Annotated in this window: 13 protein-coding genes; 5 read left to right on the top strand and 8 right to left on the bottom strand. The window is 63.9% G+C overall.

Going from position 1 to position 13093, the window contains the following annotated elements; genetic code table 11:
• The first annotated feature begins 61 nt into the window (after positions 1-61).
• Together SxD43FB_RS16800 and SxD43FB_RS25955 are read left to right on the top strand one after the other, a co-directional pair.
• Complete coding sequence (locus SxD43FB_RS16800) at positions 62-847, top strand: TerC family protein (RefSeq protein WP_096063226.1); 786 nt, start codon at positions 62-64, stop codon at positions 845-847.
• Positions 848-1218: 371 nt separating this feature from the next.
• Positions 1219-1866, top strand: coding sequence for a hypothetical protein (locus tag SxD43FB_RS25955; RefSeq protein WP_255245774.1), 648 nt, complete (start codon positions 1219-1221; stop codon positions 1864-1866).
• Between the two features lie 406 nt (positions 1867-2272).
• Here SxD43FB_RS25955 and SxD43FB_RS16790 read toward each other — a convergent pair whose 3' ends face one another.
• The 6 genes from SxD43FB_RS16790 to SxD43FB_RS16765 all read right to left on the bottom strand — a co-directional run bounded on the left by SxD43FB_RS16790 (position 2273) and on the right by SxD43FB_RS16765 (position 6686).
• Positions 2273-2545: an HPr family phosphocarrier protein gene (locus SxD43FB_RS16790; protein ID WP_096063178.1), complete on the bottom strand. Its 273-nt coding sequence runs from the start codon at positions 2543-2545 to the stop codon at positions 2273-2275.
• Positions 2542-2946, bottom strand: coding sequence for a PTS sugar transporter subunit IIA (locus SxD43FB_RS16785; protein WP_037477253.1), 405 nt, complete (start codon positions 2944-2946; stop codon positions 2542-2544). Before SxD43FB_RS16785 ends, SxD43FB_RS16790 begins: the two co-directional genes overlap by 4 nt.
• 22 nt (positions 2947-2968) lie before the next feature.
• Entirely contained in the window at positions 2969-3907 is a 939-nt protein-coding gene (gene rapZ / locus SxD43FB_RS16780; RefSeq protein ID WP_096063224.1) for an RNase adapter RapZ, read from the bottom strand.
• Entirely contained in the window at positions 3904-4338 is a 435-nt protein-coding gene (locus SxD43FB_RS16775) for an HPr kinase/phosphatase C-terminal domain-containing protein (protein WP_096063177.1), read from the bottom strand. The genes rapZ and SxD43FB_RS16775 overlap by 4 nt, the downstream gene beginning before the upstream one ends.
• Positions 4339-4417: 79 nt before the next feature.
• A complete protein-coding gene (locus tag SxD43FB_RS16770) occupies positions 4418-6013 on the bottom strand; it encodes an ATP-binding protein (protein ID WP_096063176.1) in 1596 nt (531 codons plus the stop codon).
• Positions 5979-6686 carry a response regulator transcription factor gene (locus tag SxD43FB_RS16765; protein ID WP_037479073.1) on the bottom strand — a complete coding sequence of 236 codons (708 nt, stop codon included), beginning with the start codon at positions 6684-6686 and terminating at the stop codon, positions 5979-5981. The genes SxD43FB_RS16770 and SxD43FB_RS16765 overlap by 35 nt, the downstream gene beginning before the upstream one ends.
• A gap of 269 nt (positions 6687-6955) precedes the next feature.
• On the opposite strand from SxD43FB_RS16765, the gene SxD43FB_RS16760 reads away from it, so the two are divergent.
• The 3 genes from SxD43FB_RS16760 (at position 6956) to SxD43FB_RS16750 (ending at position 9973) form a co-directional block, all read left to right on the top strand.
• A complete protein-coding gene (locus SxD43FB_RS16760) occupies positions 6956-8557 on the top strand; it encodes a phosphoenolpyruvate carboxykinase (protein WP_096063223.1) in 1602 nt (533 codons plus the stop codon).
• A 120-nt stretch (positions 8558-8677) separates the two neighbouring features.
• Positions 8678-8989 (top strand): hypothetical protein, encoded by a 312-nt coding sequence (locus SxD43FB_RS16755; RefSeq protein ID WP_081912948.1) that lies wholly within the window; start codon positions 8678-8680, stop codon positions 8987-8989.
• Positions 8990-9157: 168 nt separating this feature from the next.
• Positions 9158-9973, top strand: a complete 816-nt coding sequence (locus SxD43FB_RS16750; protein ID WP_096063175.1) for a ferredoxin--NADP reductase — start codon at positions 9158-9160, stop codon at positions 9971-9973.
• A 254-nt stretch (positions 9974-10227) separates the two neighbouring features.
• Here the strand turns inward: SxD43FB_RS16750 and SxD43FB_RS16745 are convergent, their stop codons facing one another.
• Positions 10228-12057: a DUF885 family protein gene (locus SxD43FB_RS16745; RefSeq protein ID WP_096063174.1), complete on the bottom strand. Its 1830-nt coding sequence runs from the start codon at positions 12055-12057 to the stop codon at positions 10228-10230.
• 33 nt (positions 12058-12090) lie between these two features.
• On the bottom strand, positions 12091-12618 hold the full coding sequence (locus SxD43FB_RS16740; protein ID WP_176482819.1) for a hypothetical protein: 528 nt from the start codon (positions 12616-12618) through the stop codon (positions 12091-12093).
• Positions 12619-13093 lie beyond the last annotated feature (475 nt).

Below are 13093 nucleotides of genomic sequence, written 5' to 3'. Positions count from 1 at the left end.
GAACCGGTCGCGCGATCGACCGTTCCGGTGGCGTGCCAAATGGCAGCGTGGAAGGATCATCATGGACAGTCTGATTGCCGCTTTTACCGACCCCACCGCCATTGCCGCGCTGATTGCGCTGGTGATCATGGAAGTGGTGCTGGGCATCGACAATCTGGTGTTCATATCGATCCTGACCAACAAACTGCCGGTCGAGCAGCGCCAGAAGGCGCGGCGCATCGGCATCGGCCTGGCGCTCGGCATGCGGTTGGTCTTGCTGTCGATGATCGCCTGGATCGTCGGGCTGACGGCCCCCGTGTTCGATCTTGGCATCAGCGGTCCGCTGAACGAATATGGCGCCCCGACCTTCGAAACCGAATTTTCCTGGCGTGACCTGATCCTGATCGTTGGCGGCTTGTTCCTGATCTGGAAGGCGACCAAGGAAATCCATCACACTGTCGATCCGGCGGGCGGCGACGATGTGCTGGACAAGAAAAGCGTCGCCACCATCACATTCGGCAGCGCGATCGTGCAGATCATCCTGCTCGACATGATCTTCTCGCTCGATTCGATCCTGACCGCGGTTGGCATGACCGACAATCTGGCGATCATGGTGATCGCGGTGCTGGTCGCGGTGACGGCGATGGTGCTGGCGGCCGATCCGCTCGCCAACTTCATCGCGAAGAACCCGACCGTGGTGATGCTGGCGCTCGGCTTCCTGCTGATGATCGGTGCGGTGCTGATCGCCGATGGCTTTGGCGTGCATGTGCCCAAGGGCTATATCTATGCGGCAATGGCGTTCTCGACTCTGGTCGAGTGCCTGAACATCTTTGCGCGGCGCGCGCAGAAGCGGAAGGGCGGGGCGTAAGGTCACGCCTGCTAAGGTCACAGCGGCGAAGTTCACACCGTCGTCCGGTTTTTCGGGGCAATCGTAACGCAGAAGCGGTTGGGAAGACGCGGTGACGCGCCGGTTGGGTAACGGGTGGGTCACAGCGACGCGACAGCGATGCGACGCTGACGCGACGGTTGCGCGCCAGTGCGGCGACGGGGGGGCGGGCTGACTTGGGAGACGTAGAAGGACGGCGCGGGGGTTTCATCTGTTAGGATAGATCAGAGATTATCCTACATTGGAAGGTTGTTGGATGGGGTGGGGACCGGGGGGTCTTGAAGCGACCAGAGTTTGCCATTTGAGACGCGCATGGGCTTGCCTGATTGCGGTCATTGCCCCAGCATCAGCGGATGATCGAGAGCGTCTCACCAAAACTCCGTTGGCTGCACCGTATTGGCTACATTTGCACCGCGCTCATTGTTGTCGAGGTAGTGTGGTTGTCGGTAATGGCTGGCGCTGCATGGTGGAAATCTCAAGAGTATCGCGCCGACCGTCGCTCTGAATCGCGCGTTTACAATGGCACGCTGCTGGAAAACAAATCGGTAAATAATGCAACGAGCGGCGCTATCACTCGACTGGGGGCGCTGCCATCAATTTCAGCTTTGGGATCAAATTCCGTGCGCGTCGGGGTAGATCCAGCATTGCAGGATATTACCTATGCACTGGCTATGCTTAGGCGTGATGGGGTAGCTGAAGGCATAGTAGTCGTGTTTAATCCGCAAGACGACTGGACTGAAAAGCGAACAACCTTTCGTTTTCAAGCGCCGCCCGCCGAATTCGATCAGGTGATGCAACAATTTGACGCCATAACCCAACAGTATGAGGGCGGAGATCGTTCTTGCACGGATGGCGTGTCATACGCATTTGAGCGACGCAACGGGCCTGTAACAAAATCCGGTACGAGTGCGACCGGCTGCGACAAAACCTACGAAGAGGCGGCTAGGCTTTTGCTCACCTTTGCGCGTCAGTTTGCGCCATTACCAAAATCGCTTAGCTAAGGAAGCGAGGTACTGTCTTATTTTAGCCCAAACTATGCCAAAAGCTGACCGTCCCCTAACCACCCATTACCGTCACCCCAGCAAAAGCTGGGGTCTCAGGAGATGGCGCGATGGCGTTGCGACAAGTGCCAAGCCCAACGGTTCCACGCCTCCGCCTGAGATGCCAGCCTGCGCTGGCATGACGGCTAGGATGTTTACCCGCTTTTAACGGCGTATTGGCAGCTGCTCGCAATCCGCTTCCCACCAACCCAGCCAGAAACGCTCCTCCCTGAAAGGTAGGGGGTGGGCTTGCGCGAGGGTGCGTTGGCCCACCCCGCTGCGACTAAGGCGCTGCGCGCCTAGGTCTCGCTGCCCCTCCGCCAAGCCGGCAGGGCGTACAATGTCGCCCGCCTTTTGCCCCAGGGCTTCACTCTTCGCCGAATTTGTCCTCGACCAGGCTTACAAGTTTGCCGAGTGAATCGAGGGCTTCGGGGCCGGTGGCCTTGATGGTGATGCTGTCGCCCATCGCGGCGCCCAGCATCATGAGGCCCATGATCGAGGTGCCGGTGACGTGGCTGCCATCCTTGCTGACGATGATGTCGGCGGGCAGGCCGCTCGCCAGGGTCACGAATTTGGCGCTGGCGCGGGCGTGGAGGCCGCGCTTGTTGCTGATACGCACTTCCTGGCTGATTTCATTCATGTGGTGCTGCCCAACAGTTCCGACGCGACGCTGATATATTTCTGGCCTGCTTCGCGCGCGGCGGCGACGGCGGCGCGCACGTCCATGACTTTGCGCGCGCTTTCCAGGCGGATGAGCATGGGCAGGTTGATTCCTGCGATCACCTCAATCTCGCCGGCCTTCAGCAGCGAGATGGCAAGGTTGGAAGGGGTGCCGCCGAACAGGTCGGTGAGCAGGATGACGCCGCTGCCATCATTGACGCGCGCCACCGCGGTCGCGATGTCCGCGCGGCGCAGTTCCATATCGTCTTCCGGCCCGATGCAGATCGTTTCGATCTGCTGCTGGGGGCCGACGACATGTTCCATCGCGACGACAAATTCGGTCGCGAGCGACCCATGAGTGACGAGTACGAGTCCGATCATCTGCTTTTGCGGCCCACCTGCTTCATGACGTTGCTTTCGGGCCTCCCGGACGACGCTTCTCCAGACTATCCTGCGGCGTCGATTCAATATTGCGGTGCAGGACCGTGGGCGAAAAGCCCGCATCTTGCAAGTAGCGTGCGACACGATCGGCAACATGGACCGAGCGGTGCTTGCCGCCGGTGCAGCCGAAGGCGATGGTGATATAGGCTTTCCCGCCCTCCGCATAGCGCGGCAGCAGGGTGGCGAGCAGATCCTCGATCTTGCTCACCGCCTGCTCATAGGCCGGGTCAGCCGCGATATAGGCGGCGACGTCGGGGTCGAGGCCGGTGCGCGGGCGCAAGGTTTCGTCCCAGTGCGGATTGCGCAGGAAGCGCATGTCGAACATCAGATCGGCATTGCGGGGCACGCCGCGCGAAAAGCCGAAGGAGAGGATGGTCAGCACCGGATCGGACAGCCGCTCGCGCGAAAAGCGGCTGCGGATTTCCTGTTGCAGGGCGTTGCTGGTGAAGCTGGTGGTGTCGATCACCTGAGTCGACCAGCGGCGCAGCGCTTCGGTTAGTTCGCGTTCGCGGGCGATGCCGTCGGCGGCGGGGCGATCGAGCGCGAGCGGGTGGCGGCGGCGGGTTTCGGCGAAGCGGCGCTCCAATTCGCTGTCGGAGCAATCGAGGAACAGGGTTTCGACATCATGGCCATGGCGTTCGCGCAGGGCCTTGATCCGCCGGACGATGGCACCGGCGTCGAAGCCACGGGTGCGTGCGTCGATGCCGAGCGCCAATGGCCGCTCATCCTCGCCCGCATAGCCAGCGGGCAGGGGGGTGTCGAGCAGCCGGTCGAGCAGGACGAGGGGGAGATTGTCCACCACTTCCCAGCCCATATCCTCCAGCGTCTTGAGCGCGGTGGTCTTGCCCGCGCCCGACAGGCCCGACAGCAAGAGGATGGATTTGGGGTGGGAGAGAGTCATGCGATCGGCACCGCGCGCAGCAGCCATTCGACCTTGATCGCGGCGGAGGCTTCGAACGGGGCGACCTTCCAGACCGGGATCGGCAGGCCTGCTATGGTGCGCAGCAGGGGTTCGAGCGGCATGCGGTCGACCTTGTCGAACAGGTCGATCAGCAGGGCGACGGGGACATCATCGACATGGGGCATGGTGACGATGCCCATGCCGCGTATCTCGATCTGGCCCGCAATCCGTTCCGGCGCGCTGGCGAGCAACTGGCCGTCGACGCGTTTGAGCAGCGTATAGTCGTCGCTGATCAGGGTCGCGCCGCGATCGATGAGGCGCAGGGCAAGGTCGGACTTGCCGATGCCGCTTTTGCCGCACAGTAACAGGGCGCGGCCTTCTATGGCCACGCTGGTCGCATGCAGCGTTTCGGAGGACAATGCGCGGGCCATAAGTCGGCGGCCCTTCTACCCTGTGTTGGCAGTCATGCAAACGACATTGGTGGCGCGCGTCCCATGCGGGGACGCGGCGTTATTCGGACGCGATGCCGGGGTCGCGCGCGACCGCCATGGGCAGGCGCAGGATGAAGCGGGCGCCCTGCTGCGCATCCTCGCGGTCGCCGATGCTGATGCGGCCCTGATGTCCCTCCACGATGGAGCGGGCGATGGCGAGGCCAAGCCCGCTATGCTTGCCGAAACTCTCCCCCTCCGGCCGGACGCTGTGGAAACGGCGGAAGACATGCTCGCGCTCGGTGACGGGGACGCCTGGTCCTTCATCCTCGACGCTGACCAGCACCTGATCGTCGGCGACGGTGGCGATGATCTGGACAAGGCCGCCGTCGGGCGAGAAGGAGATGGCATTGTCGATCAGATTGTCGAGGACGCGGACCAGCCGCTGCTCCTCGCCCAGCACCACCGCGACATTCTTGCGCGGGCGGGCGAAGGCGAGGCGGACGCCGCGGGGCACGCCGCGCGCTTCGCGGGCGATGACCATGGTTTCGATCAGCAGGCCAAGGTCGATCGGTTCGAACCGGGTGCGCGACAGTTCGGCATCGACGCGCGAGGCTTCGGCAATGTCGGTGACGAGCCGGTCGAGGCGGCGGACATCATCCTGGGCGATGGCCATCAATTGTGCGCGCAGGTCCGGCCGGTCCACCCGGTCGAGCGCATCGAGCGCGGAGCGGAGCGAGGCAATGGGGTTTTTGAGTTCATGGCTGACATCGGCGGCGAAGGCGTCGGTCGCGTCGATCCGCTGGCGCAGGGCAATGCTCATGTCGGACAGGGCGCGGGCCAGCATGCCGATCTCGTCGCGCCGTTCGGGCAGGCGTGGCACGGTGACTTCGCGCGCGCGGCCGAGGCGAACGCGGACGGCGGCGCGGGCGAGGCGCTGGAGCGGCTGGACGATGGTGCGGGCCAGGAACAGCGAGAGCAGGGTCGAGGCCAGCATGGCGACGGCAAGAACGAGGCCAAGCCGCAGCCGTTCGGCGCGCACGGTGCGGGTGATGTCGCGCGCATTTTCGGTGGCGAGCAGGGCGGTGCCGTCCCGCACGGAGGCGCCCGCCGAGATCATGAAGGTGCGATCGGGCGCGTAGCGGTTCATCGCGGTCGGCTTGCCGGTCTTGCGCGCCAGCAGCAGTTCGGGCCAGGCATTGGCGCGGTCCACCGCCGGTTCGACGAAATCGGGCGGTCGGCTGGCCGAAACGATGCGGTCCACCGCCTTGTCGAGGAAGCGGGCGACATGGCGTTGCCATTCCTCTTCCGACGGCGACCGCAGGCGATAGCGCGGTGCGTCCATGGTGAAGCTGTCGGCGATCAGCCCACCGCCGGGCGCGTAGCGGCGCACCCGGTCGCCGGTCTGGCGGGCATAGGCGGCGATCAGGGCGTCGTGGCGGTCGGCCGGGGCATTTTCCAAGCTGATCGCCAGCAGCTTCAGTTCGCGCGCCGATTGTTCCAGCCGCGAATCGATGATCCGGGTGCGATAGCTGTCGAGATAGAAGAAGCCGCCCGCTAGCAGCGCGAGCGCAAAGACATTGACCGCCAGGATGCGCGGCGTGAGGCTGAGCCGCCCCGACCAGCGCATCGCCATGGGTGCGTCATCCTTCTTCGGAGAAGCGGTAGCCGGCGCCATAGAGTGTGTCGATTGCGTTGAAATCGGAATCCACCTCGCGGAATTTGCGGCGCAGCCGCTTGATATGGCTGTCGATCGTGCGGTCATCGACATAGACGTCGTCCTGATAGGCGGCGTCCATCAACTGGTTGCGGTTCTTGACCACGCCGGGGCGGGCGGCCAGCGTTTCGAGGATCAGAAATTCGGTGACGGTCAGCGTCACGTCCTGCCCGTTCCACTTCACCCGATGGCGCGCCGGGTCCATTTCCAGCCGCCCGCGAATGATGGGATCAGCGACCGGCTGGTCCGGTGTGTCGGGCGCGCCGCGCACTTCGGCCCGGCGCAGGATCGCGCGGATGCGTGCGATCAGCAGCCGCTGCGAGAACGGTTTGGCGATATAATCGTCCGCCCCCATGGCGAGGCCCAGCGCCTCGTCCAGCTCGTCCGCCTTGGACGTCAGGAAGATGACCGGCATCTGCGTCTTTTCCCGCAGGCGGCGCAGCAGTTCCAGACCATCCATGCGCGGCATCTTGATATCGAAGACGGCCAGATCCGCCGGATTGTCCAGCAACGCCTTGAGCGCGCCTTCGGGATCGGAATAGATCCGCGTCATGAAGCCTTCCGACTGAAGCGCGATCGAGACGGAGGTCAGGATATTCTTGTCGTCATCCACCAAGGCGATGGTTGCAGTCATGCGGTTTCCCAGCTGATCCAAGTGGGGCAGAGCGTTAGACCATGCGGCGCGCGCCTGCAAGAAAGCGGGTGACGGCGGCGATGCGGCATAACCGTCGATATTCGGGACAAAGCCTGTGTGACAGGGATTTGACGATTTTGGTCCAACACCCTATTGCCATGTCGGTCTGCGAGGATGACGCCGTGATATAGACAAACGGCGCATAGGGGCGGATCGGTCGCAAAGAACAATATATGTGCGACACGGCATTCATATTCAGGAGCAAAGGCGTGCAGGCCAAATCCTCATTCACCCTGGCAGACCAGGGCATTTCCACCCATGCCACCCAATTCTGGAATATGGGCACCGCCCCGCTGGTCGAAGCGGCCATCCGCAATGGCGAGGGCATATTGTCCAAGGACGGCCCGCTGGTCGTCAAGACCGGAAAGCATACCGGCCGATCGGCCAAGGACAAGTTCATCGTCCGCGATGCCGAGACCGAATCGACGGTCTGGTGGGGCAGCACCAATGTTGCGATGACGCCGGAGCATTTCGCGGCGTTGAAGGCGGACTTCTTCAAGGCGCTGGGCGAAAAGGACACGCTCTATGTCGCCGACCTTTTCGGCGGATCGCAGCCCGAACATCGCGTCAATGTGCGCGTCATCAACGAGCGCGCCTGGCATAATCTGTTCATCCGCACGCTGCTGGTGCGTCCGGGTGCCGAGGAACTAGCCGACTTCGCGCCGGAATATACGATCATCGACCTGCCGACCTTCAAGGCCGACCCGGCCCGCCATGGTTGCCGCAGCGAGACGGTGGTGGCGGTCAACTTCACCGAGAAGCTGATCCTGATCGGCGGCACCGCTTATGCGGGCGAGATGAAGAAGTCGGTGTTCGGCATCCTCAACTATCTGCTGCCGGTCAAGGGCGTGATGCCGATGCATTGTTCGGCCAATATCGGCCCGAACGGCGACACGGCGGTCTTCTTCGGCCTGTCGGGCACGGGCAAGACGACGCTGTCGGCCGATGCGTCGCGCACGCTGATCGGCGATGACGAACATGGCTGGTCGGACACGGCGGTCTTCAATTTCGAGGGCGGCTGCTATGCCAAGATGATCAACCTGTCGGCCGAGGCCGAGCCGGAAATTTTCGCCACCACCAAGCGCTTCGGCACGGTGCTGGAGAATGTCGTGATCGACGCGGAAACGCGCGAGATCGACCTGGACGACAACACGCTGGCGGAAAATAGCCGGGGTTCCTATCCGATCGACTTCATTCCCAACACGTCGGAGAAGAATCTGGGGCCGGTGCCCAAGAACATCATCTTCCTGACCGCCGACGCCTATGGCGTGCTGCCGCCGATCGCGCGGTTGACCCCGGAACAGGCCATGTATCATTTCCTGTCGGGCTATACCGCACGGGTGGCTGGTACCGAGATCGGCGTGACCGAGCCGACCGCGACCTTCTCGACCTGCTTCGGCGCGCCGTTCATGCCGCGTCATCCGTCCGTCTATGGCAATCTGCTCAAGGAACGGATCAACAAGGGCGGCGTCACCTGCTGGCTGGTCAATACCGGCTGGGCGGGCGGCAAGGCGACGATGCCCGGCATCAAGCGCATGCCGATCAAGGTCACCCGCGCGCTGCTCAACGCCGCGCTCGACGGCAGCCTGAACGATGCCGAGTTCCGCATCGATCCCAATTTCGGGTTTGAAGTGCCGGTCGCGGTGGCGGGCGTGGAGCCGACCATCCTTGACCCGCGCGCCATGTGGGCGGACGCCAGCGCCTATGACGAAACCGCCGCCGTGCTGGTCAAGCAGTTCGTCGACAATTTCGCGCAGTTCGAAGAGCATGTCGATGAAGGCGTGCGCAGCGCGGCGCTGACGACGGCGTAACGGCTGCGGCCTGAGCGAAAGCTTTGCAAGAGCCGGAGGGGTGACCTTCCGGCTCTTTTGCTTTTGGCGGCGGGGCGGGGATGCTATGCTGTCGGTCAACATCCAGCGGGAGTAGTGGACATGTTTGGTGATATGATCGGCAAGATGGGCGGACTGGAAGCGGTGGCCGCGCAGATCGGGATGACGCCCGAACAGATGCAGGGCCTGATGACCGAGATCAGCGCCAAGATCGGGTCGGGCGATACCAGCATTTCGGCGCTGGCCGAGGTGGCCGCCGAACATGGCGTGTCGGCCGACAAGCTGCAGGAATTGATGGGATCGTTTGGCGGCCCCGAAGCGATCATGGGTAAGCTGGGCGGGCTGTTCGACCGCGATGGCGACGGCAATCCGATGAACGAACTGGGCGGGATCGCCAAGGGCCTGTTCGGCTGATCGCCTGACGCTGGCGGGGGGTCAGCTATCGGCCCCCCAAGTTTTTTTGGCCTTGCCTTCATGCCGCGATGGCTCCATTCGCGATGCTTATTGTTTGTTGCGAACGATACGCAACTAGCTACGGCAATTGGCGACGCCTGTGCGGGCGGCTTGGCAAGGAAGAAGGTCTTGAACGACGTGACGATCGAAAAGCCGGTACTCGAACCGACCGGTGCCCTCTCGGTGGAAACCGTGCTGTCGGTGCGGCATTGGAACGAGCATCTGTTCAGCTTCCGCATTTCGCGCCCGGCCAGCTTCCGCTTCCGGTCGGGCGAGTTCGTGATGATCGGTCTGAAGGGTGAGAATGGCAAGCCGCTGCTGCGCGCCTATTCGGTCGCCAGCCCCGCCTGGGACGAGGAACTGGAGTTCCTGTCGATCAAGGTGCAAGACGGCCCGCTGACGAGCAAGTTGCAGTTGATCGAGCCGGGCGACCAGATTTACCTCGGCCGCAAGCCGACCGGCACGCTGGTCACCGACGCGCTGTTGCCGGGCAAGCGGTTGTTCATGCTGTCGACCGGCACGGGGCTGGCGCCGTTCCTGAGCCTGGCGCGCGACCCTGACGTTTATGAATTTTACGAGCAGGTGGTCGTCGTCCATTCGGTGCGCCGGGTGAGCGACCTGGCCTTTCATGACGAGCTGGAAGGCAGACTGGCGGAAGATCCGCTGGTCGCCGAACAGGCCGCGACCCAGTTCCATTATGTGCCGACCGTGACGCGCGAGGCTTTCCGCAACACCGTGCGGATCGACAAGCTGGTCGAGAGCGGCGCGCTGTTCGAGGGGCTTGAGGGGCCGGCCAAGTTCGACCCCGAAACCGACCGGATCATGATGTGCGGCAGCATGGAGATGATCAAGCAGTTCGCGGCCTGGTTCGAAGCGAACGGCTTTACCGAAGGGTCGAATGCGGCGCCGGGGCAGTTCGTGATCGAGCGCGCGTTTGTGGGGTAATTGACGGGCCGACGTTGCACTAATCCTCCCCCATAGGGGGAGGGGGACCGCCGCGTAGCGGTGGTGGAGGGGTGTCGCCCTCACGATAGGGCGACACCCCTCCGTCAGGGCTGCGCCCTGCCACCTCCCCTGCCAGGGGAGGATTTTTTGTGGCGTTGGGCGCGCCATCGGGTCGTGGCACACCCTCATCCAACTGCGCCTAACCTCACTGCGTTCGGTAAGGCTGCGTATCCTTCTCCCTGCAGGGAGAAGGTTTATCCTTTCCGTCGCCCCGCGACCCACGCCGCCACATTGCTGGCCAGCACGGTCATCGGCACGCCGCCGCTTTTGACCACTGCGTCGTTGAACAGGCGGAAGTCGAATTTCGGGCCTAGTGCTGTCTTCGCCGTTTCGCGCAGGCGGACGATTTCGCCGTGGCCGACCTTGTAGCCGCAGGCCTGGCCCGGCCAGGCGCAATAGCGATCGACTTCGCCCTGGACTTCTTCGACCGTCGACCCGTTGGTCGTGGCGAACCAGTCGATCGCCTGTTGCCGCGTCCAGCGTTTGGCGTGGAGGCCGGTGTCGACCACCAGGCGGCAGCAGCGATAGGCGATCGACTGGAGATAGCCCAGCCTGCCCGCGACATCGCCGTCATAGGCCCCAAGCTCGTCGCCCAATTGCTCGGCATAGAGCGCCCAGCCCTCGCTATAGGCGTTGAAGGGGAGGAGCGAGCGGATGAGGGGCAGCTTATAGCTATATTCGCCCTGCCAGATATGGCCCGGAATGCCCTCATGATAGGTGAGGGTGGGCAGGCTGTAGCGCGGCCAGCTATTGGTATCGCGCAGGTTGATATAATAGTTGCCGGGCACGCTGCCGTCGATCGACCCCGCGCCCGCATAGGCGCCGGGCATCCCGGCCTCGATCTCCACCGGCACGCGCTTGACGATCAGCTTGGCGGGGACGAGCGTTGCGAAGGCGCGCGGCAGGCGGGTGCGGATGTCGGTCAGGCGGCCTTCGATATAGGCCAATATCTGGGCGCGGCCCTTGTCGTCATCGGGGAAGAGGTGGCGCGGGTCTTTGCCCATCGCGGTCATGCGTTCGCCGACGGTGCCTTTGGTGAGGCCCAATCCTTTGAGCAGCCCGTCCATCTGGCCCTGCAACGCGGCGAGCTGGTCGAGGCCGAGCGCATGGACTTCGTCGGGCGTCATGGTCGTGGTGGTCCCGGCCTTGAGCGCCCAGGCATAATAGGCCTCGCCGTCGGGGAGTTTCCACACGCCCGCATCCATGGTGGCGGTGGCGCGCTGGCGGGTGAGTTCGGCGACCTGGGCAGCGAGCGCGGGGGCGACCTGATCGCGGACGATCTTCGCGGCCTTTGCGCCATAGTCGCCGGGCATTGACGCGGTGCGGCGGGCGAGCGAGGCGACGGGCACCCATTGGTCGATCGGCTGGCGCTGGACCGTCGCCATCTGGCCCAATGTCTTGTCGAGCAGGAAGGCGGGCGCGGTGACGCCGATGCCCGCATCATGGCGCAGCCGTTGCGTTTCGCCCGCGAGATTGGCGGCATAGGCGGACAGCCGGGCGAGATAGGCGTCGGCGTCGGCCGGGGTGTCGATGCCATGGTTGGCGTCGAGAAAGTCGGGCGTTTCGACGAAGCTGCCGGTGTTTTGCGCCACGGCATAGGGGGCGTTGCGGTAGGACCAGTTGCTGTTCATCATCGCCATGTCGCCGAACGGGAAGGCGAAGCCTTCGGCCGCGAGTTCGTGCGCGGCGCGGGCGACCTCGACATCGGTGCGGGTGGCGGGGGAGAGCGGGGCGAGGTCTATGGCGCGCAAGGTGGCGAGGCGGTCGGTGACATGGGCAGCGATCTGCGCCTGGCCAGCGGGGCTTTTGTTGCCGAGGCGGCTTTTGAGCGCGGCGCGGGGGCCGGTGTCGAGGCCAAGGCCGGTGGCGCTTTCCGGGGCATCGGCGAGCATGGCTTCGGCCATGGTGGCGAGCGTGGCTTGCGCGCGGGCGTCGGGCGTGTCGGTCGCGGCGCGGGCGGGGAGGGCCGACAGGGCGAGGACGGAGGAACCGGCGACAAGGAAATCGCGGCGTGTGGCGGTCATGTAGCGTGGCTCCGACAAGGGGGTGGTCAGCGCTTAACTTCGCATATTTCCCGCAGATTTCGACATTTTATTTCGTCGGCCGGATCGATTGTGACAAGGGGCGGCTGTGGCGGGGGGCGGCGTTTGCGCGGTCGCGCGGGCGGCGATGCGGGCATTATGCGGCATCATGGTGCGGCTGCCATCGGTGCAGGCGGACAGGGCGCGCAGCGCGGCGAGCATGACCCGGCGGTCGGGCTTGCTGTAGTGGCCGACGACGCGGCCACCGCGCACCAGCGGTTGCCGCCGGTCGCCCCGGATCAGCGCCACGGCGCGGCCCATCTGGTCGTCCAGCCCCATCTCGATCGCCCAGTCCCAGGCGGCGGCGAAACTTTCCGCCTCCGGCCGCGCCCGCAACAGATAGGCCGAGCGCGGCGAACAGCCAACGCTCCGCGCCGCCTGCGCAACGACGCCGCATCGGGACAAGGCATCGATGAAGGCATGTTGCGCGTCGGGCGTCCAGCCGCGCGCGCGGCGTTGCAGCTGGACGGGGGTGAAGTGGAGCAGGTCAGGCGTGTTTGGCATGACGGGGAGCATGGCATGGGTTGGGGGATGTAGGACAGGGGGAAGTGCGGCGGGCGGCTTGAGGGGGAAAGTGTAGAGACAAACCCTCGCAGCGATCACTTGGCCATGTTCAACAACATGGGTGGGCCTCAAATGCTTGCTTAGCTGTTCCCCGGCGAATGCCGGGGTCCAGTTCCACGCTCTGATCTGGACCCCGGCCTTCGCCGGGGAACAAAATTATGCGCCGTTGGGTATGCATTGGCTAAGCGAGAATAGTTGGGTCAAGTTCACGCAAGCGCGCTTCGATCTGACCCATATATTGATAGATGCTGGTCAAATCAGGCATAAGATGCCGTGTCTCATCCTTACGGCTTTGTTGCGAAATTGCGCCTGGGGGATTCCTCAGGTGAATCGAGTGCTTTAGGGGGCGGCTATGCCCAAGCCAGCCTCACCAAAGTATCGCACGACAAACTGGAGCGCGTATAATGCGGCGCTG

The sequence above is a fragment of the Sphingobium sp. D43FB genome, assembly GCF_002312805.1.
In the GTDB taxonomy this organism is placed as follows: domain Bacteria; phylum Pseudomonadota; class Alphaproteobacteria; order Sphingomonadales; family Sphingomonadaceae; genus Sphingobium.
This window is presented reverse-complemented; position numbering and strand designations above follow the sequence as displayed.

Excerpts from the sequence above, each read along its gene's own strand:
- SxD43FB_RS16800 (WP_096063226.1), top strand. The coding sequence starts at position 62 with ATGGACAGTCTGATTGCCGCTTTTACCGACCCCACCGCCATTGCCGCG.
- SxD43FB_RS25955 (WP_255245774.1), top strand. The coding sequence starts at position 1,219 with ATGATCGAGAGCGTCTCACCAAAACTCCGTTGGCTGCACCGTATTGGC.
- SxD43FB_RS16790 (WP_096063178.1), bottom strand. The coding sequence starts at position 2,545 with ATGAATGAAATCAGCCAGGAAGTGCGTATCAGCAACAAGCGCGGCCTC.
- SxD43FB_RS16785 (WP_037477253.1), bottom strand. The coding sequence starts at position 2,946 with ATGATCGGACTCGTACTCGTCACTCATGGGTCGCTCGCGACCGAATTT.
- rapZ (WP_096063224.1), bottom strand. The coding sequence starts at position 3,907 with ATGACTCTCTCCCACCCCAAATCCATCCTCTTGCTGTCGGGCCTGTCG.
- SxD43FB_RS16775 (WP_096063177.1), bottom strand. The coding sequence starts at position 4,338 with ATGGCCCGCGCATTGTCCTCCGAAACGCTGCATGCGACCAGCGTGGCC.
- SxD43FB_RS16770 (WP_096063176.1), bottom strand. The coding sequence starts at position 6,013 with ATGGCGCCGGCTACCGCTTCTCCGAAGAAGGATGACGCACCCATGGCG.
- SxD43FB_RS16765 (WP_037479073.1), bottom strand. The coding sequence starts at position 6,686 with ATGACTGCAACCATCGCCTTGGTGGATGACGACAAGAATATCCTGACC.
- SxD43FB_RS16755 (WP_081912948.1), top strand. The coding sequence starts at position 8,678 with ATGTTTGGTGATATGATCGGCAAGATGGGCGGACTGGAAGCGGTGGCC.
- SxD43FB_RS16745 (WP_096063174.1), bottom strand. The coding sequence starts at position 12,057 with ATGACCGCCACACGCCGCGATTTCCTTGTCGCCGGTTCCTCCGTCCTC.
- SxD43FB_RS16740 (WP_176482819.1), bottom strand. The coding sequence starts at position 12,618 with ATGCCAAACACGCCTGACCTGCTCCACTTCACCCCCGTCCAGCTGCAA.